Below are 16,733 nucleotides of genomic sequence, written 5' to 3'. Positions count from 1 at the left end.
AGAGACTCTTGTTCTCGCACGCCTGAGCAACGTCAGGTTCGCCCGATCCCGTTGGCGCTCACTGAAAGCACCTTTCCGCCTCCCGCTTCAATGCATCCAGCCAGCTCTGAAGATGGTCGGCAAGCTTTTCGTTGCGATACAGCATACGGATCGAAAAACCGGAAGAACATTCACTAAACGCGACGCGCGCTTTTCCATTGTTGGTCTTACCAATATCCCAGCGCGTGATCCCCTTGTAACCTGCCATCGTTCCACACAGCATGACAAGCTCTTTATCGGCTACTTTAGCAATTTCTAGGTGATGCTTGATTAAACCGCCGTATGTTAATTTTGACCCTGCGACGAAGGGGCCTGCCAGTGCCGCGTTCGCCAAATAAGGATGCCAGTTTTCCCAATGGGTAACATCGACCAGAATTTCCCAGATCTTGTCTAGCGACGCGCTGATTTCAATGAAGCCGGTGGCCGCTATAGGCGCATCGGGCATCATCTGTCCGCGCGACGCAAGCCGCACTAATTCAGCCATTGTCATGACTAATTTCCCGACTTCTCGTAAGCGAGTAGCTTTAGCAGTAGCGTGACACCGTCGTCCACTGTCATAAAGCCTTTCTCCGCCCTCATGCGCCCGCTGGCTTGGAGATTGATCAATCCATGTACCGAAGCATAGATAAGTCCGGCCAGTGCAGGTGTCTCAACGCCAGGCAGGACATCAGCCGTTTGGCACTCGGCAATGAGAGCTGCAAAGGCCGAAAAAGACGCCATAGCTGCCTGCTGCAAATCGCCACCCTGCTTCGCTATATCAGGATCGCTGAACAACAGCTGGTAACGATTTGGATAGTCGCGGCCATATCGTGAAAACACTTGCAACGCCTGTTTCAGTTTGGTCAAAGGCCGTACCCGCTCCTGGCGGGACGCCCTAAATGCTGCGGCGAGCCTTTGAAACTCCTGGGTGGCGATAGCACCCAGGAGGCTGTCCCGATTGTCGAAATGCTTATATGGCGCGTTGTGCGATAGGCCACTTGCCTGACCCACGGCCCTGAGCGTGACGGCTGACATACCACCGCTATCAAGCAGAGCAATCGCCGAGTCGATAATGCGGTCGCTGGTCTTCACTGGATGACCTTCGGCATTTCGTTAGATTGCAATTTCACTAGCGCCATCGAATCATTCCAGAGCTTGGCTGCAGTCTGTTCGTCATAAGACGCTTTCGACGACTGCGCAGGCACCAATGTACTGTCTTTTGATTGCAGGTACTGGCCGGAGGCACGCGCGAACTGCGGATCTGTGGCAATCCGCGCCGAGGCATCGCCCGAAAATGAGATGCTCCCCATGGTCACTCCCAGTTTGCGCAGCAACCATTTCATTCCGTTCGTGCGTAGGAGGCTAACAGCGAATGCAGGTGAGGTGCGAGCAAGGCCTGTTTCCGGAATAAAGCCGGGGTCAAATGCAATCGAGGTCAAGTTGCTGCGGTGTTTCGCCAAGCGACGGCTTAACTCATAAGCAAAAAGCAACAAACACAGCTTGGACGTGGCATAAAGTACGCCTCCTGCGCTGGCTTTCCCTTGCCGCCCTTCATGCGCAAGGGCCATAGCATCGGCTGCAATTGCTTTCCCCACCATTTTTCCGTCGATGGTATCTGGGTCATGGGTGCCGCTTGCCGTGAATACGATCCTGCCGTCTTGGGCAAGCGTGTCCAGAAGAAGGTTCACGAGAAGGAAATGACCAAGATAGTTGGTCGAAAATGTCAACTCAAACCCATCAGCGCTGTACTCAATAGGTCCTCGAAATTGTGCGCCTGCATTACATATCAACGCGTGCAGATCGTTGAACGTGCCAGCGGCGATGAACCGTTTGATTTCGGCCGCGGCTGAGCGTACCGAACCAAGCGAGGATACATCAAGTCTTACTGTAGTTACCTGTACGCCGAACCGTTCGCGCAGCCGTTCAGCGGCAGCTTCGACAGCTGATGAATTTCTGCCTGCAAGTATAAGGTTTTGCTTTTTCGCTGCCAGTTTTGCTGCAGTTTCAAACCCCAATCCGGTATGTCCACCCGTAATCAGCGTCGTTCCCATATGCACCTCAAAGAGCCAAGTTTCTTTTGTTGACACTGTACACTTTTAAAGTTGACGCTGTCAACTTCTCTTGTGGCATGGATTTGCTTCTGTCGTGGAGTTGCGGAAAGGCCGCATTACTTGGCTGGTTCCGCCGTGGGATGCGACATACAAGTTGATTTGACCGATCCGCTTCCTCAGGGGCCGCTTTCTGGACCGGGTCGGACGTCGGCAAAGGAACTGAAGCGCGTCGGCCAAGCCGCGATGACGCGGCGCCAGCTCCTCCGCCATCGAATGACCGCTTGCTGAGTGGCGCTGCAGTCTGAATGTCTGAACGACGCATCGGACGGATGTCGCTTCATGGCCGCCTACGGAAGTTCGAACGCCTCTCACGTGAGGCACCAAGCGCTAACGGACGCTGAACGTCAGCAATTCGCGGCGCCGACAACAGCGTTCGCGGTGAGTGGTGAGCCAGACGATGCCCTGCTTTGTGGTTAAAGGCGTAAAGGAGCATCCCATGTATATTGACCGAGCACGTTTTCGCGTAGAGTGCGCACAACACAAGACCGTCGAGCGTGCGCGATGAAGTGGAGACGCGCATATCAATCGTCGATGGTCGTTGCTGAAACCGATCGCCCGGCCCCGCGGCGGATAAGCGGTTCACGTCGATCGACGCAAACTGCTGCGGGAGCGCGAGATGCTCGTCGCAGTTCAGTTGCTGATCGTAAAATATAGCGCGCCGCAGTCGCCGAGCGACCGCTTGAGCGAACCGGCTTCATCTGCGGCGAGTGGTTTGTGCAGGTCAATGCCGGTCACGTGCGTGCCCAGCGGGTTAGACGCCAGCACGATTCAAAGACTTACACCTGCCAACTCCCCTTTACTCCCATGCGGTGCTACGCCGCGCGCGCGTATGTTGATTATCGGGGTGAATAGCGAATAGTTTGAACAGCGACTCTACTTACGTCAGGCTTGGGTGCTACCATCGAGGACAGCGTTTCTACCGCACTGCGACAACCAATATTCCTTTCCATCCGCCTCCTTATGCCAGCTGCCCGCCGCGCTATACCGCACTTCCCCGGCGCATCGGCTGCTGCCTCCCGCAGCGATCCGACCGCGTCATCGCTGTACGTGCGGTCGATCGAAAAAGCCATGTCGGTGCTGACCGCGTTCGACGGTACTAAGCGCCAGTTATCGCTCTCCGAGATCGCAGAACTCGCCGCGCTCGACTTGAGCGCCACGCAGCGCTTCACCTACACGCTCGCCACGCTTGGTTACCTAGTGAAGGACGCGGCAAGCCGCAAATACGAGCTGTCGGTACGTCTGCTCAACTTCACCGACCACTTCCTGTCGTGCAACGACCTCGTCATCCGCGCGACGCCATATCTGCAGCAACTTGGACTCGAAACCGAAGAAGCCACTAATCTGACCGTGCTCGACGGCACCGACATTGTCTTTGTGCTGCGCATCGTCAGCCGCAACGTGCTGAACCCGAACGTGCATGTCGGCACCCGCCTGCCGGCCTACTGTACCGCACTGGGCCAGGCTATCCTCGCCACCTTCGACGACGGCGAGATCGACGATCTGCTCGCAGCCAGCGATCTCGTCGCGCACACGCCGTCCACCCGCACCACGCCGCACCGGATCAAGGCGCGTCTCACCGACGTGCGCGCGAAAGGTTATGCGCATACGAAGGATGAGTTCTTTCCCGGCGACATCTCAACCGCCGCCGCGGTGCGCGGCGCAGGCGGCCGTGCGATCGGCGCAGTCAACGTCGCGATGAGCCCTCCGCGCTGGGACGGCCGCAACGAGCACCGCGTTGCAGGCCTAGTGATGTCGACCGCCGAAGCAATCTCGCCGCATCGCAAACCCTGACTCGCTCGCACCCTTGCGCAGCTCTCACACGAACACGTCGCAATGCGTCTCACCATTGACTCAAAGATGCAACTTGGAAACCAGCTATGTGGTCAGAAGCGTGTCGATCGCCTCCTTGCCGACTTCCGACCCCTAGTCCGATCCCTTCACGCCGTTGAACGGCACCTCGGTATAAGCAAGGCCGTCATCGTTGACTGACACCATGCCGCATTCGAGTTCGTCGCCCAGATGCACTGCATCGCGCTGCCAACGCTTGAACGCATACGCGGCAAGTCTGCATTCGAGTCGTATCGCTTCTTCGAGCGAAGTGGAGCCATTGATCGTAGTCAGCGGACCGAATGGCTCTTCGTTCACCAGCCGCGTTTCGACGGGCGCGTCGGCCTCATGAACGAACCTCGGACGGGTCGATATGGGATCCGCCTTAGCAGCCGGGCACGGCGCTCACGCGCATTGCTCCCGGCACCGGGGATGTCGTGACGATGACCCGCGCCTCGTCGAATGATTTCCCACCCTTGCATGCGACTCAAGAAGGACTGTGAGTTTGCAGTTCGCCCCGTAGCACGTAGAAGATTCTCACTGCATGCGTTTCCGGTCTGGCCCCCATGTCCGGGCGAAAGCGCAAAGGCCGCTTCCGGAAAGCCAGCCTCCCCGCCGCGTCACGCCGGACGGCGCGGCGTACCCGTATTGCCGACCGGCGCGCCCTGCCCGACGAATCCAAGCGTGCTTTGCCGAAGCACATGCCCGGGACGGCGCGCGAGCACCTCTTGCGTGGCATAGGCGCCGTCGACCGAATGCATGAGCGCCACCACCTGTCCAGCTTCGACGAAATCATGCAGCGCGACCGTGTGCTCGATGACACCTGTCACCGGCGCGAAGTATTGGTTGTCGTCGGTCACGTCGAGATGGATGACGGGGTCGGCCTTCATCGCATCCGCCGCCGCATCCGCATCCGCATCCACATCCGCCGCCGCCTTCAGCACGCCATACGCGCGCAGCCCGCGTCGCAGGCCCGCCAGCATCAACTCCAGTTCCGACGCCGAGAGGCTGCCCCCGCCGCCTTCGATCTCGATCGACGGTATCCTGGCGATCAATGCCGCGCCGCATGACGTCGTGTCGACGACCGGCACGTGCTGCACGTACGGATAGCCCCACGTCTCCATCAGGCCGTCCAGATCACGCTCTGTCATGCTGCATTGCCCGGAGGTCCAGCCGAAGACCATCGGCACGACGATGCAGCCGCTCCCGCCCGCATGCACGTCGACCAGCAGGTCACAGTGCGGAAACAGCGCGTCATTCAGGAAGGCGGAGAGCCGCTGCGTCACCGATCCGTTCCGATCGCCCGGAAACGTGCGGTTCATGTTCAGCCCGTCTTTGACGGACACGCGCCGGCCGTCGTGCGCCGCCGGGAAATTCAGCGAAGGGATGATGATCAGGCGGCCTGCGACATCGGTGGCATCGAGTGATGCAATCAGGCGGCGCAACACGATCTGAGGCTCGTATTCGTCGCCATGAATGCCGCCGCACACCACAACCGACGGTCCCGCGCCGTTCGTGATGCAAGTGAGGGTGTCGTCGCCGCTGTCGCGGTTACCGAGAGCGAGTTCTGCCAGGCTGTACGTGTGCTTGCCCGGACGGTTCACATCCAATGAATCATTCATGCGGTATCCTGATTTCCATGCATGTTGTGCGAGCATTCCATCTTGCTGCATGCCCGTATCAGTTGATGAAGCGCGCCGGGCTGAACGCGTCGAGCGCGGCCGGCTTCTCGCCGGTCAGCAGCCATTCCCTGAGGTAATGCGTGAAGCCGAGCGAGATCGCGAAGCCGTGTCCGCTCCACGCGAAGCCGTAGATCGTGTTGCCCAGCGCGTGCGGCCGGTCGATGATCGGCACGCCGTCGAGCGCGACGGTATCGGTGCGCGACGCATCCACCTTGACGAACGACGAATCGTCGAGAAACGGCAGTGTGGCGATCGAATCCGTCAGGTTGATGGCCGTCGAGCTCAGCGAGCCGTGCCACAGGTCCGGTTGGGTATAACGCACCGATACGCCGCCCGACAGCATGAGCGTGCCGTCCGGAATCTGCTTGATCGCGAGACGCCGATGCGCGTGCGACAGCAGATGGTTCACCTTCTTGCCGTGAGGGTTCGTCACATACATCATCTGCGGATGAATGTTCCACACCGGCATGATCTCGTTCGCCCCCAAAATGGGCTTGAGCAGTGACAGGGCGCCCGCATTCGACAGGATCACCAGCTGCTCGCCCACCTGCACGATCTCCCCGCTATCGAGCTTGACGCCGGTCGCACTGCGGCCCTCGTAGACGATTTCGGTCACGAACGCCTTGCTGCGGATCAGCGCGCCAGCCTTCGCAGCTTCCTTCGCGAACTGGCGCGTTGCATAAGTGTGATCGCCGACGCCGTCTTTCGGGCAGTAGAGCGCATGGCGCACGCCCTTGAACAACTCCGGTTCCTTGTCGAGCGTCGCTTCGCGGGACAGGATCTCAGTGGACACGCCCATCGCGTTCTGGACCGCCGCGCGCGCCTCCATCTGGCCGAATACCTCGTGTTCGCGCTGCCCGTACGGCAGGTCGTAGACTTGCAGGCCGCCCAGGCGCCGATAGCCCACGCCGCCTTCGAAGCGGTTCTGGAAGTCCTGCCACAGATCGATTGCCTTCGCGACGATCGGCAATTCGCGCAGGTCGCGATTATTGGCCCGCACACCCCGCTCGCCCGGACCGCCCGACGCGCCGCTGGCGATCTCCGCGCCTTCGAGCAGCGTCACCTTCTTGCCCGCGACGGCAAGCTCGTACGCGAGACTCGCACCATAAATCCCTCCGCCGACGATCACGATATCGGCTACGCCATTGACTGTATTTGACATTGCTTTCGACCTTTCCTCGCTGTTGAACTCAGACGTGCTCGATGGTTTCCGCGCCCGCGAAATGACACGTCACGACGGTGTGTTCCGTCGCGACCCGCCTGGGCTCGGGCGTGTGGTGTGCGCAGATGGCTGGAACGGCGGGTCCGTCGCCGTCGGCCGTCACGACGTCGCCGCCCCGTTGCGCGAGCCTGCGCGCAGCAGGGCAACGCGTATGGAAGGTGCACCCGCCCGGCAGCGCCAGCGGGCTCGGCACCGCGCCTTCGAGCGGGCCGTCGCATGGCTGGCCGCCGACGCTGCCATACACGGAGGCAAACAGGCTCCGGGTGTACGGATGCTGCGGGGCGCGGCATACCTGCGCGGCCTCGCCCTGTTCGACGAAGCGCCCGAGATACATCACGCCCACGGCGTCGGCCATATGACCGACGAGACTCAGGTCGTGCGTGATGATGAGATACGTGAGCCCGAGTTCGCGCTGCAAAGACATGAGCAGGTTGACGACCTGCGCCTGCACGGAGACGTCGAGCGCGCTCACCGGCTCGTCGAGGATCAGGACCTCGGGCTCGCAGATGATCGCGCGCGCAATCGCGACCCGCTGCCGCTGACCGCCCGAGAGTTCGTGAGGAAAGCGCCCGGCAAACGAGGCGCCCAGCCCCACGCGGTTGAGAACCCGCGCGATCCTCGCCGACCGGTCGCTGGCGCCGTCGCCGAGCGCGTGGACCACGAGCGCCTCTTTCAGGATCTGCTCGACGGTCATGCGCGGATCGAGCGACGCGTGCGGATCCTGCAGGACCATCTGCACGCGGCGCCGCATGCGCCGCAACTCGCCGCGCGTGCACTTCGAAAGCGGTGCGCCGTCCAGCCAGACTTCGCCCGACGTCGGCGCGGCCAGTCCGACCAGAAGACGCGCGAGCGAACTCTTCCCCGATCCGGATTCGCCGACGACCGCGAAACAGCTGCCGCGCGGCACCTCGAAGCTGATGCCGTCCACCGCGCGCACCATGGCTGCGTCCTTGCCGCGAAAGAGCCTGGCTTGCACCGGAAAGTGCAGCTTGACATCGACGACGCGCAGTACCGGATCATGCGGGGCGTTCATGCGGTTTCCTCGGCGAAATGACAGGCCACGATGACGCCGTCGACCGGCCGGGGCAGCGGGCGGATCGTCCTGCATTCGCTGCGCGCCTTGCTGCGCGTGCAGCGCGGCTGGAACGGACAGCCCACGCCGGGCGTGTCGAGCGACGGCGGCTCGCCTTCGATCGCGTCCAGCAGACGGCCGCGGGTGCCGTCGAGCGCGAGCGTGGAGCGCCGCAGCGCGACGGTATAGGGATGCAGCGGACCCGCGAACACGCGGCTCACCGCACCCCGTTCGACGATCTCGCCGGCATACATCACGGCGACGTCGTCGGCATGGCGCGCCACCATGCCCAGATCGTGCGTGACGATGACGGTCGTCATGCCCGACGCGCCGGTCAGCTTGCGCAGCAAGTCGAGGATCTGACGCTGGATGGTGACGTCGAGCGCGCTGGTGGGCTCGTCGGCGAGCAGGATCTGCGGGCGCTGCGCCAGCGCGATCGCAATCACGATGCGCTGCTTCATGCCGCCCGAAAACTGATGCGGATACATGCGCAGCCGGCTCTCGGGCGCCGAGATGCCGACCTCGGCAAGCAACGCGATGCAGCGCTGCCTGACGGCGTCGCGGGACAGGCTCGTGCCCAGGCCGACCGCTTCGGCCAGTTGCGCGCCGATCGTGAGCACCGGGTTGAGCGCGCTGCCTGCGTCCTGAAACACATAACCGATGGCGGTGCGCCTGAGTTCGAGCAAGGCCGGGTTGGAGAGCCGGGTCACGTCCTGTCCGGCGATCGACACGACGCCTTGCGCAATGCGCGCGCGATCCGCCGGCAGCAAGGTGCCCAGCGTGCGCAGCAGCGTGCTCTTGCCCGAGCCGGATTCACCGACGACCGCGAGCGTGCGGCCGCGTTGCGCGGTGAGATCGACCGAGCGGATGATGCGGCGGCGCGCGCGGCCCGCCATGAAATCGACGCTCAGATCGCGCACCGCGACCGGCGCGGCGGGCTCGCGCAAGTGCGCTTCTCGCGACGGATTCGCCAGCGCGTCCGCGTCCTTTGCCGCGCGCGTGCGCAGACGCTCGGCCAGCGTGCGTACCGACGACTTCCTGGGCGCATGGCGCGCAGTCGGATCGAATACGACGCGCAAGGCCTCGCCGAGCAGATTGAACGCGAGCGCGGCCAGTGCGAGGAACACGCCGGGAAAGGCCGCCATCCACGGCTGCGATTGCAGATAGGAACGGCTGTCGCCGAGCATGGCGCCCCACTCCGGCGCGGGCGCCTGCACGCCCAGTCCGATGAAGCCAAGTCCTGACGCCGTCAGCAGCGTCGAGGCGAACAGCAGGCTGGACAGCGTCAGCACCGCGCCGCTGATATTCGGCAGCACGTGGCGCAGGATCAGCCGCAAGGGTCCGCAGCCAAGTGCGCGCGCGCCTTCCATATACGGTTCGGCGAGCACGCTCAAGGTCACCGCGCGCACGGTTCGCGCATAGACCGGAATGGACACGAGACCCACCGCGACGATCACGTTCTTCGTATCCGCGCCCAGCAGCGCCACGATGGCGAGCGCGAAGATGATGTCGGGAAAGCTCAGCATCACGTCGATGCCGCGCATGATCACCGTATCGGTCTTGCCGCGTTGACAGGCGGCGATGATGCCGAGCGGCACGCCGCACGCCAGCGCGAGCGCCACGCCGCCCATGCCGATCGCAAGCGAGATCGACGCGCCCGTCAGCACGCGGCTGAAGATGTCGCGGCCGAGCTGATCGGTGCCGAACCAGTGCGCCGCGGACGGCGGCTGCAAGGTGTCGGAGAAGCTCTGCGCGAGCGGATCGAACGGCGCGAGCGAAGGTCCCAGCAGCGCCAGCAGCACGAAGCCGAGCGCCAGGGCCACGCCGATCACGCCCTTCGGCTGCGACAGGATCTGCCGCAGCAGCCTGAGGCGCATCTTCGCGCGAGGCGGGTTCGTCACCGCGCCCGACAGACCGGTCACGTTCGCCATGTTGCGCGCTCCTTGTGTTGGGGTGTCCATGTCAGCGGGTGCGAGGGTCGAGCCATTTCGTGATGCCGTCGGTGAGCAGGTTGATCACGAGGAAGAACACCGCGAACATCAGGATCGAATATTCGATCACCGGATAGTCGGCGGCCGATACGGCGTCCACCAGCAGACGTCCCACCCCTGGAATCCCGAACACGGTCTCGGTGACGACCGCGCCGCCGAGCATCGCGCCGAACTGCACGCCCGCCACGCTTACGGCCGCGACCAGCGAATTGCGTAGCGCATGGCGCACCATCACGCGCGACGCCGACAGTCCCTTAGAACGGGCGAGGTCCAGATAATCGCGCGACATCACTTCGGACAGGCTCGTGGAGACCAGCTGGCTGAACATCGCGGCCGGACGCGTCGCCACCACCAGCACGGGCAGGATGAAATGCGCGGGCGTCGACGCGCCCGCTGCCGGCAGCCAGCCGAGCGACACCGCGAAGAGCCAGATGCACAGCAGCGCGAGCCAGTAGATCGGCATGGAGATACCGGCTAGCGTGACCACGGTGATGACGACATCCAGCATCGAGCCGCGGTTGAGCGCGCTGAGCACGCCCGCGCCGATACCGAACAACAGCCCGACGACCAGGCCGCCCGCCGCGATGATCAACGTGTTCGGCAGGCGCTCGCGAATCTCCACGGCAACGGGACGCCGCGTCTGGTACGACATCGCGTAAGCAGGCTCGTAGAGCCCGGCGACGAAATGCACATAGCGCGCGAGCGGCGGCTTGTTCAGTCCCAGTTGCTCGCGAATGGCCTCGACGTCGCGCGTGGACGCCATCGAGCCGGCCAGGATGCGCGCCGGGTCGCCCGGCATCAGGTTGGCGAACGCGAACACCAGCACCGAGACCGCAACGAGCGTCATCAGCGAGGTCCCAAGACGGGCAAGCGATCTCATGATCATCTCCGGTCAGGAAACCGCCACGCTCACTTGAGTGTGGCGCGCTCGAAACTCATGGTCTCGTCGGGCCGCATGACGAAGCCCTGCACTTTCTTGCTGATGCCGTAGGCCTGCATCGGATACCAGAGGAACACATACGGCTGCTCTTCCCAGATGATTTTCTGAATCTGGCCGTAGAGGTCTTTTTGTCGAGCCGGATCGGTCGACTGCCGCCCTTCTTCCAGCAACCTGTCGACTTGCGGGTTGCTGAAGCCGCTCCGGTTGCTGTCCACGCCCGTGTGGAACAGGCGGTACAGCGTGTAGTCCATCCCCGCCGTGCCGCGGCCGACCATCGCGAAGTTGTCCTTGCGCGCATCGACCGGCGAATTCACGATGACCGTCCAGCTCGCCCGGTCGATCACGTTCGCCTTGACCTTGACGCCGATCGCCGAGAACGAGCCTGCCAGCGCCTGGCAGATCTGCGCATCCTTCACATAGCGTCCGTTCGGACAGGTCAGCGTCAGCGAAAGCTGGCCGGGCTTGATGCCGGCCTCCGCGAGCAGCGCCTGCGCCTTCTTCGGGTCGAACGGAATCGGCGTGAAGGTGGTGCGGAGCGCGTCCTGCGTGCCGGGGCCGGGCATGCCCACCGATGGCGTCGCGAGGCCGCGCAGCAGGCCCTTGATGATGCCCGCGCGATCGACCGCAAGGTTCAGCGCCTCGCGCACGCGCTTGTCCGCGAGCGGCCCGCGCAACACCATCTCCAGGTTGAGCGAGAACATGTCCGGACCCGTCACGACAGTGGCATCCGGCAGGTTCCTGATCGCGTCCATCGACTCGGCGGGGACGCGCTCGGCGATCTGCACGTCGCCCGTCTGCAACAGCGCCATGCGCGAACCGTCTTCCGGCGCGATCACGAACTCGATCGCGTCCAGTGTCGCGGGCGCGGGACCGTTGTACTTCGGGTTGCGCACGAGCCGGTACGATTCGCCGCCGATGAAGCGGTCCACGAGATACGGCCCGCTGCCGACCGGCTTGCGGCCGAACTCCGTGCCCGCTTCCGCGACCTGTTTGACGTCGACGATCCTGGCCGGCGAGCTCGCCAGCAACGTGACGATGTGACCGTTCTTTTGCGCGAGGTGAAACACCACGGTATTGCTCGAGGTCGCCTCCACCTTCCCCAGCGCGCCATAGAGGCCGCGATAGATCGAGCCGGTCGCCGGCGACAGCAAGCGTTCGAAGGAAGCCGCGACGGCAGCCGCGTCGAGCGGACGACCGTTGCTGAACACACGCCCGCGGGCAATGACGACCGTGAGCGTCAAGCCATCGTCCGAATACGTGTACTGCTCGGCCAGATCCTTCTGCACGATGTCCTGATCGTCGAAGCGGAACAGGCCGTTGAAGACGAGCCGGTCCACGGTGTCGCCGGCGGGAAGGTCGTTGAAGGCGGGATCGAAGGTGGTGGCGCCGGTGCCGAGCGCGACCCGCAACGTGTTGGCCGGCGCCGCGTGGGCATCGTGCGCGGCAAGGGACGAGATGACTACGAGCGCAAGCAAACAGGACGTCAGGTATCGCTTCACTGCGTTCTCCACGTTGGTGTGCAATGGGTCGAATCCGCACGCCAATATTGGAAAGTCATAATGCAGTCGTCAAATTCATATTGCTCGTAGGTCCATAACCTGAGGCTATGTCGCGATGAACTTCCGCCAGACCGAAGTGTTCAAGGTCATCATGGAGACCGGCTCGATCACACAGGCAGCCGCGCGGCTGTATGTGTCGCAACCGTCCATCAGCAAATCCCTGCATGCGCTCGAACGCGACCTGCGCCTGCGCCTGTTCGAGCGCACCGGCCGCGGCCTCGTGGCCACGCTCGAGGCGCATGCCCTCTACGCGGAAGTGCAGCGTGCCTACGACAGCATCGAAAGCCTCACGCGCTTCGCCAGCGGGCTCACCAGCATGAAGCACACGCGCCTGATCGTGAGCGCGATTCCGGCGCTGGCGTCGGACTGGATTCCCGCCGTGACCGCTTCTTTCATGAGGGATTTTCCGGAGGCATCGCTGACGATCCAGTCGCACGATTCGTCGCGCACGCTGCAAATGGTGGCGGAGGGACGCATCGACATCGGCATCGCGCAGTCGAAGACCGGCGAGCATTCCGTGCTGCGCCGGAAGCTGTTCGATCTCGCGACCGTGTGCGTGTTACCGAAGGGACATCGACTGTGCGCGAGGAAGCGCGTCAAGGTCGCCGACCTCGCTGGCGAAGCGCTGATCCTGCTGTCATCGTCGGGCGACGAGATTCGCGCCGGACTCGATCTCGCCCTGCGCGAGCATCAGGTCGCGGCAAAGTCGACGCTGGAAATCGGGCTGGGACTGGGCTTGTGCGCGCTGGTCGAGAACGGTCTGGGCATCGGCCTCGTCGATGCCGAAACGGCGCGGCTCGCGAAGAACCGTGCGATCGTCTTCCGGCCGTTCAGCCCCACCGTGACCATGCCGATCTATGCGATGCGCAGTGCCGGGCGCGCGCCGTCCGCCATCGCCAGCGCGTTCGAAGACACGCTGCGCCGTCTGTCTCCGCCGTTGTCCGGACAGTAGTGCCGCGCGCACGGGCCGCGCTCTGCGCATGCGCTTGCCATCAAGCCCGACACAGCATGACGCGCCTGAATCTCCACGGCCTTGAACCGTCGCTCAATCCGCATCCTCGCTGCCACGCGATGAAGCATGCGGCTTGCAAGCGCGTTTTTACCATGCTAAAAAGATTTCACAATCTCTGAAATCGAGTTTGCGCCTTTTGCAATTTTTTGCGTAAGTCCCTAATTTAGCTAAGTTTAAATCACCTCCAGCACACCACCAGAAGGGTCGCCCGCATATGCAAGAGAAAGCCGTCTATCTTCAGGAACCGACGGTCGCCCGACCTGAGCGTCCCGCTGAGCCCAGCGCCGAACTGCGCATTTACCCGCGACCCAAGAAGTCCGACTGGCTGTGCTACGCGCTTCTGATCGTGGCGCTCGTGCTGTTCTATGAACTGGTGATCGATAACCCGCGCTGGCAGTGGGACGTGGTCGCCCATTATCTGTTCAACAAGCGCGTGCTCGCCGGTCTCGGCAACACGCTCATTCTTACCGCACTCGCGAGCTTGCTCGGTCTCGCGTTCGGTGTGGTGATCGCCGGCTGCCGCATGGCGCAGAACCCGGTGCTGCGCGGCGCGGCCTACCTGTACATCTGGATCATCCGCGCCACGCCGACGCTCGCCATGTTGCTGTTCCTGTTCTTTCTCTCCGCGCTCGTGCCGCGCATCTATCTGCCGCTGCCGTTCCTGCATGTCAACCTGTTCGACGTCGACACCAACAACCTCATCTCGCGCTTCAGCGCTGCGATCATCGGGCTCGCGCTCTACCTCGGCGGCTATAGCGCCGAGATCTTTCGCGGCGGTCTGGCGGCAGTCGACCAGGGCCAGCGCGAAGCGTGCAAGGCCATGGGCATGAGCGACTTCCGCATGATGTGGCACGTCGTGATGCCGCAGGCGGTCCGCATCATCATTCCGCCGCTCGCGAATGAACTCATCACGATGTTCAAGAACACGTCGCTCGTCACCGTGATCGGCTACGTCGAGTTGCTGACCACCGTGCAGCTCATCTATTCCGCCAACTTCGAGACCATTCCGCTGCTGACGGTGGCATGCCTCTGGTATCTGTTCCTGACGAGCCTCGCCATGATCGGTCAAAACCTGCTCGAACGCCGCTTCGGCAAAGGAGTGCAACGATGAGCCATCTGCACGCGATCGGCGCCGCCGCCCCGCTGCTCGAAATGCACGCGGTCACCAAGCACTTTGGCGACTTCACCGCGCTGCACGCCGTCGATTTCTCGATGCAGCGCGGAGAAGTGGTCGCCGTGATCGGCCCTTCCGGCTCCGGCAAGAGCACGCTCCTGCGCTGCATCAACATGCTGGAGCTGATCGACTCCGGGAGCATGGCGTTCCGGGGCGAAACCTTGGGCGTCGAAATGCGCGGCGCACGCCGGGTGCGTCTGCCGAAGAAAGAGCTGGATCGTCAGCGCCGCTTCTTCGGCATGGTGTTCCAGGGCTTTCATCTCTTCCCGCACTACACCGCGCTCGACAACGTGATCGCCGGGCCGCGCATCGTGGGCGGCGCGGCGCGGCGCGATGTCATCGAGAAAGCCCGCGCGCTGCTGTCGCGCGTCGGTCTCGCCGACAAGATGAATCACTATCCGGCGCAGCTTTCCGGCGGGCAGAAGCAGCGCGTCGCCATTGCGCGCGCGCTTGCCATGGAGCCTGAAGTCATGCTCTTCGACGAGCCGACCAGCGCACTCGATCCCGAACTCGTGAAGGAAGTGCTCGACGTCATGAAGGAACTCGCACTGGGCGGCACGACGATGATCGTCGTCACCCATGAGATGGAGTTCGCGCGCAAGGTGTCGAACCGGGTCGTGTTCATGGACGGCGGGCGCATCGTCGATCAGGGCACGCCTGCGCATATTTTTGAAGGCGGCGGCACGGAACGCTGCCGCCGCTTCCTCTCCAACCTGCGCGACTGAGCTCACGCGCGGCTGAGTGCTTCACTCACCTTACGAACTACGGGACCTTTGATGAAGAAAGACGAAAAGATGAGAGTCGGTCTCTCGATGCGCTATCTCGGTTATCACATCGCCGCTTGGCGGCACCCAGATGTGCCCGCCGCTGGCGCGATCGATTTCAATCACTTCCTCGCGGTCGCCAAACAAGCGGAAGCGGCCAAGCTCGACATGATCTTCTTCGCCGACGGCATCGGCGTGCGTGCGTCCGATGAGCCGCGCGGGTCGCTCGCGCGCGATTACAAGAATGCCGAGCTCGAACCGCTCACGCTGCTCGCGGCGATCGGCGCGTGCACGTCGAACATCGGACTGGTGGCGACCGCTTCGACCACTTATAACGAGCCGTTTCACGTCGCCCGCAAGTACGCTTCCATCGATCACATCAGCGGCGGGCGCGCCGGCTGGAACGTCGTGACCTCGTGGTCGCAACAGGAAGCCTGGAACTTCAGCCGCGACGAACACATGGGCTACGAGGAACGCTACGAGCGCGCCGACGAGTTCGTCGATGTCGTGCGCAAGCTCTGGGACAGCTGGGAAGACGATGCGTTCGTGCGCGACAAGGCAAGCGGCGTCTACTACGACGAGTCCAAGCTGCACACGCCGCATCACAAGGGCAAGCACTTCAGCGTGCGCGGGCCCTTGAATTCGGCGCGCACGCCGCAGGGCCGGCCGATCATCGTGCAGGCCGGCGCCAATGAATCCGGCCGCGAGATCGCCGCGAAGAACGCGGACGTGGTCTACAGCAACGCGTTCGACCTCAAGGCGGCGAAGGAATACTACGACGACGTGAAAGGCCGCATGGAGAAGTACGGCCGCACGCCGGACCAGTTGCTGATCATGCCGGGCCTCACGCCCTATGTGGCGAAGACGCGCCAGGAAGCGCAGGACAAGTTCGAACAGTTGCAGGACCTGATCGATCCGTTGGCCGGCCTCGCCATTCTCTACAGCACGCTGGGCGACCTGTCCGGCTACGATCTCGACGGCCCGGTGCCGGACCTCGGATCGCAGCGCGTGCGCAGCATCGCCGCGAACCTGCTGAAGATGGCCGAGCGCGACAAGCTCTCGATCCGCCAGCTCTACAAGCGCATGGCGGCGGGCAACAGCGGGCGGCTTTTGATCGGCACGGCGGAGGATATCGTCGACGACATGCAGGCGTGGTTCGAGGCCGGCGCGGCCGATGGCTTCAACATCTGCCCCGCGACGTTGCCGCAGGGCGTGGACGACCTCGACCAGTTCATCCTCCCCGAGTTGCGCCGGCGCGGGCTGTTCCGCACGGAATACGAAGCGGCGACGCTGCGCGGCAATCTCGGCCTGAAGCCGTTGCGTTACGGCGATTGAAGCGCGAGCCCTGGCGCCTGTTCGCC

At 63.1% G+C, this 16,733-nt stretch carries 15 protein-coding genes; 5 read left to right on the top strand and 10 right to left on the bottom strand.

Going from position 1 to position 16,733, the window contains the following annotated elements; all coding sequences use genetic code 11:
* Positions 1 to 58 precede the first annotated feature (58 nt).
* From QCE64_RS17810 to QCE64_RS17800, 3 genes are read right to left on the bottom strand one after another with little or no spacing between them, the layout of a single operon-like run.
* On the bottom strand, positions 59 to 529 hold the full coding sequence (locus tag QCE64_RS17810; RefSeq protein WP_310005150.1) for an SRPBCC family protein: 471 nt from the start codon (positions 527 to 529) through the stop codon (positions 59 to 61).
* 2 nt (positions 530 to 531) lie between these two features.
* Positions 532 to 1,110: a TetR/AcrR family transcriptional regulator gene (locus QCE64_RS17805; protein WP_310005148.1), complete on the bottom strand. Its 579-nt coding sequence runs from the start codon at positions 1,108 to 1,110 to the stop codon at positions 532 to 534.
* A complete protein-coding gene (locus QCE64_RS17800; protein WP_310005146.1) occupies positions 1,107 to 2,069 on the bottom strand; it encodes an SDR family NAD(P)-dependent oxidoreductase in 963 nt (320 codons plus the stop codon). The genes QCE64_RS17805 and QCE64_RS17800 overlap by 4 nt, the downstream gene beginning before the upstream one ends.
* A gap of 1,020 nt (positions 2,070 to 3,089) precedes the next feature.
* Between QCE64_RS17800 and QCE64_RS17795 the strand changes: the two genes are divergently transcribed.
* On the top strand, positions 3,090 to 3,920 hold the full coding sequence (locus tag QCE64_RS17795; protein ID WP_404987386.1) for an IclR family transcriptional regulator: 831 nt from the start codon (positions 3,090 to 3,092) through the stop codon (positions 3,918 to 3,920).
* A 132-nt stretch (positions 3,921 to 4,052) separates the two neighbouring features.
* On the opposite strand, the gene QCE64_RS17790 is transcribed toward QCE64_RS17795, so the two are convergent.
* From QCE64_RS17790 to QCE64_RS17760, 7 genes are all read right to left on the bottom strand, one after another.
* The gene (locus QCE64_RS17790) at positions 4,053 to 4,331 is read right to left on the bottom strand and encodes an aldehyde dehydrogenase family protein (protein ID WP_310005800.1); all 279 of its coding nucleotides are present in this window, start codon (positions 4,329 to 4,331) and stop codon (positions 4,053 to 4,055) included.
* 245 nt (positions 4,332 to 4,576) lie between these two features.
* Positions 4,577 to 5,578, bottom strand: a complete 1,002-nt coding sequence (locus tag QCE64_RS17785) for a succinylglutamate desuccinylase/aspartoacylase family protein (RefSeq protein WP_310005144.1) — start codon at positions 5,576 to 5,578, stop codon at positions 4,577 to 4,579.
* A gap of 58 nt (positions 5,579 to 5,636) precedes the next feature.
* Complete coding sequence (locus tag QCE64_RS17780; protein WP_310005142.1) at positions 5,637 to 6,800, bottom strand: FAD-binding oxidoreductase; 1,164 nt, start codon at positions 6,798 to 6,800, stop codon at positions 5,637 to 5,639.
* A gap of 28 nt (positions 6,801 to 6,828) precedes the next feature.
* Positions 6,829 to 7,893 carry an oligopeptide/dipeptide ABC transporter ATP-binding protein gene (locus QCE64_RS17775; RefSeq protein ID WP_310005140.1) on the bottom strand — a complete coding sequence of 355 codons (1,065 nt, stop codon included), beginning with the start codon at positions 7,891 to 7,893 and terminating at the stop codon, positions 6,829 to 6,831.
* Positions 7,890 to 9,863 carry a dipeptide/oligopeptide/nickel ABC transporter permease/ATP-binding protein gene (locus tag QCE64_RS17770; protein ID WP_310005138.1) on the bottom strand — a complete coding sequence of 658 codons (1,974 nt, stop codon included), beginning with the start codon at positions 9,861 to 9,863 and terminating at the stop codon, positions 7,890 to 7,892. Before QCE64_RS17770 ends, QCE64_RS17775 begins: the two co-directional genes overlap by 4 nt.
* 31 nt (positions 9,864 to 9,894) lie before the next feature.
* The gene (locus QCE64_RS17765) at positions 9,895 to 10,803 is read right to left on the bottom strand and encodes an ABC transporter permease (RefSeq protein WP_310005136.1); all 909 of its coding nucleotides are present in this window, start codon (positions 10,801 to 10,803) and stop codon (positions 9,895 to 9,897) included.
* 29 nt (positions 10,804 to 10,832) lie between these two features.
* Entirely contained in the window at positions 10,833 to 12,362 is a 1,530-nt protein-coding gene (locus tag QCE64_RS17760; protein ID WP_310005134.1) for an ABC transporter substrate-binding protein, read from the bottom strand.
* A 115-nt stretch (positions 12,363 to 12,477) separates the two neighbouring features.
* Here QCE64_RS17760 and QCE64_RS17755 point away from each other — a divergent pair, with 115 nt between their 5' ends.
* The 4 genes from QCE64_RS17755 to QCE64_RS17740 all read left to right on the top strand — a co-directional run bounded on the left by QCE64_RS17755 (position 12,478) and on the right by QCE64_RS17740 (position 16,707).
* Positions 12,478 to 13,374, top strand: coding sequence for a LysR substrate-binding domain-containing protein (locus QCE64_RS17755; RefSeq protein ID WP_310005132.1), 897 nt, complete (start codon positions 12,478 to 12,480; stop codon positions 13,372 to 13,374).
* A 274-nt stretch (positions 13,375 to 13,648) separates the two neighbouring features.
* Positions 13,649 to 14,545, top strand: coding sequence for an amino acid ABC transporter permease (locus QCE64_RS17750; protein WP_310005129.1), 897 nt, complete (start codon positions 13,649 to 13,651; stop codon positions 14,543 to 14,545).
* Positions 14,542 to 15,333 (top strand): amino acid ABC transporter ATP-binding protein, encoded by a 792-nt coding sequence (locus tag QCE64_RS17745; RefSeq protein WP_310005127.1) that lies wholly within the window; start codon positions 14,542 to 14,544, stop codon positions 15,331 to 15,333. Before QCE64_RS17750 ends, QCE64_RS17745 begins: the two co-directional genes overlap by 4 nt.
* 51 nt (positions 15,334 to 15,384) lie before the next feature.
* Complete coding sequence (locus tag QCE64_RS17740; protein WP_310005125.1) at positions 15,385 to 16,707, top strand: LLM class flavin-dependent oxidoreductase; 1,323 nt, start codon at positions 15,385 to 15,387, stop codon at positions 16,705 to 16,707.
* Positions 16,708 to 16,733: the final 26 nt, after the last annotated feature.

The organism is Caballeronia sp. LZ043 (assembly GCF_031451075.1).
Classification (GTDB): Bacteria; Pseudomonadota; Gammaproteobacteria; order Burkholderiales; family Burkholderiaceae; genus Caballeronia.
This window is presented reverse-complemented; position numbering and strand designations above follow the sequence as displayed.

What these genes read in the sequence shown, in the direction of transcription:
- QCE64_RS17810 (WP_310005150.1), bottom strand. Translation starts at nt 529, where the DNA reads ATGACAATGGCTGAATTAGTGCGGCTTGCGTCGCGCGGACAGATGATG.
- QCE64_RS17800 (WP_310005146.1), bottom strand. Translation starts at nt 2,069, where the DNA reads ATGGGAACGACGCTGATTACGGGTGGACATACCGGATTGGGGTTTGAA.
- QCE64_RS17795 (WP_404987386.1), top strand. Translation starts at nt 3,090, where the DNA reads ATGCCAGCTGCCCGCCGCGCTATACCGCACTTCCCCGGCGCATCGGCT.
- QCE64_RS17785 (WP_310005144.1), bottom strand. Translation starts at nt 5,578, where the DNA reads ATGAATGATTCATTGGATGTGAACCGTCCGGGCAAGCACACGTACAGC.
- QCE64_RS17780 (WP_310005142.1), bottom strand. Translation starts at nt 6,800, where the DNA reads ATGTCAAATACAGTCAATGGCGTAGCCGATATCGTGATCGTCGGCGGA.
- QCE64_RS17775 (WP_310005140.1), bottom strand. Translation starts at nt 7,893, where the DNA reads ATGAACGCCCCGCATGATCCGGTACTGCGCGTCGTCGATGTCAAGCTG.
- QCE64_RS17770 (WP_310005138.1), bottom strand. Translation starts at nt 9,863, where the DNA reads ATGGCGAACGTGACCGGTCTGTCGGGCGCGGTGACGAACCCGCCTCGC.
- QCE64_RS17765 (WP_310005136.1), bottom strand. Translation starts at nt 10,803, where the DNA reads ATGAGATCGCTTGCCCGTCTTGGGACCTCGCTGATGACGCTCGTTGCG.
- QCE64_RS17755 (WP_310005132.1), top strand. Translation starts at nt 12,478, where the DNA reads ATGAACTTCCGCCAGACCGAAGTGTTCAAGGTCATCATGGAGACCGGC.
- QCE64_RS17750 (WP_310005129.1), top strand. Translation starts at nt 13,649, where the DNA reads ATGCAAGAGAAAGCCGTCTATCTTCAGGAACCGACGGTCGCCCGACCT.
- QCE64_RS17745 (WP_310005127.1), top strand. Translation starts at nt 14,542, where the DNA reads ATGAGCCATCTGCACGCGATCGGCGCCGCCGCCCCGCTGCTCGAAATG.
- QCE64_RS17740 (WP_310005125.1), top strand. Translation starts at nt 15,385, where the DNA reads ATGAAGAAAGACGAAAAGATGAGAGTCGGTCTCTCGATGCGCTATCTC.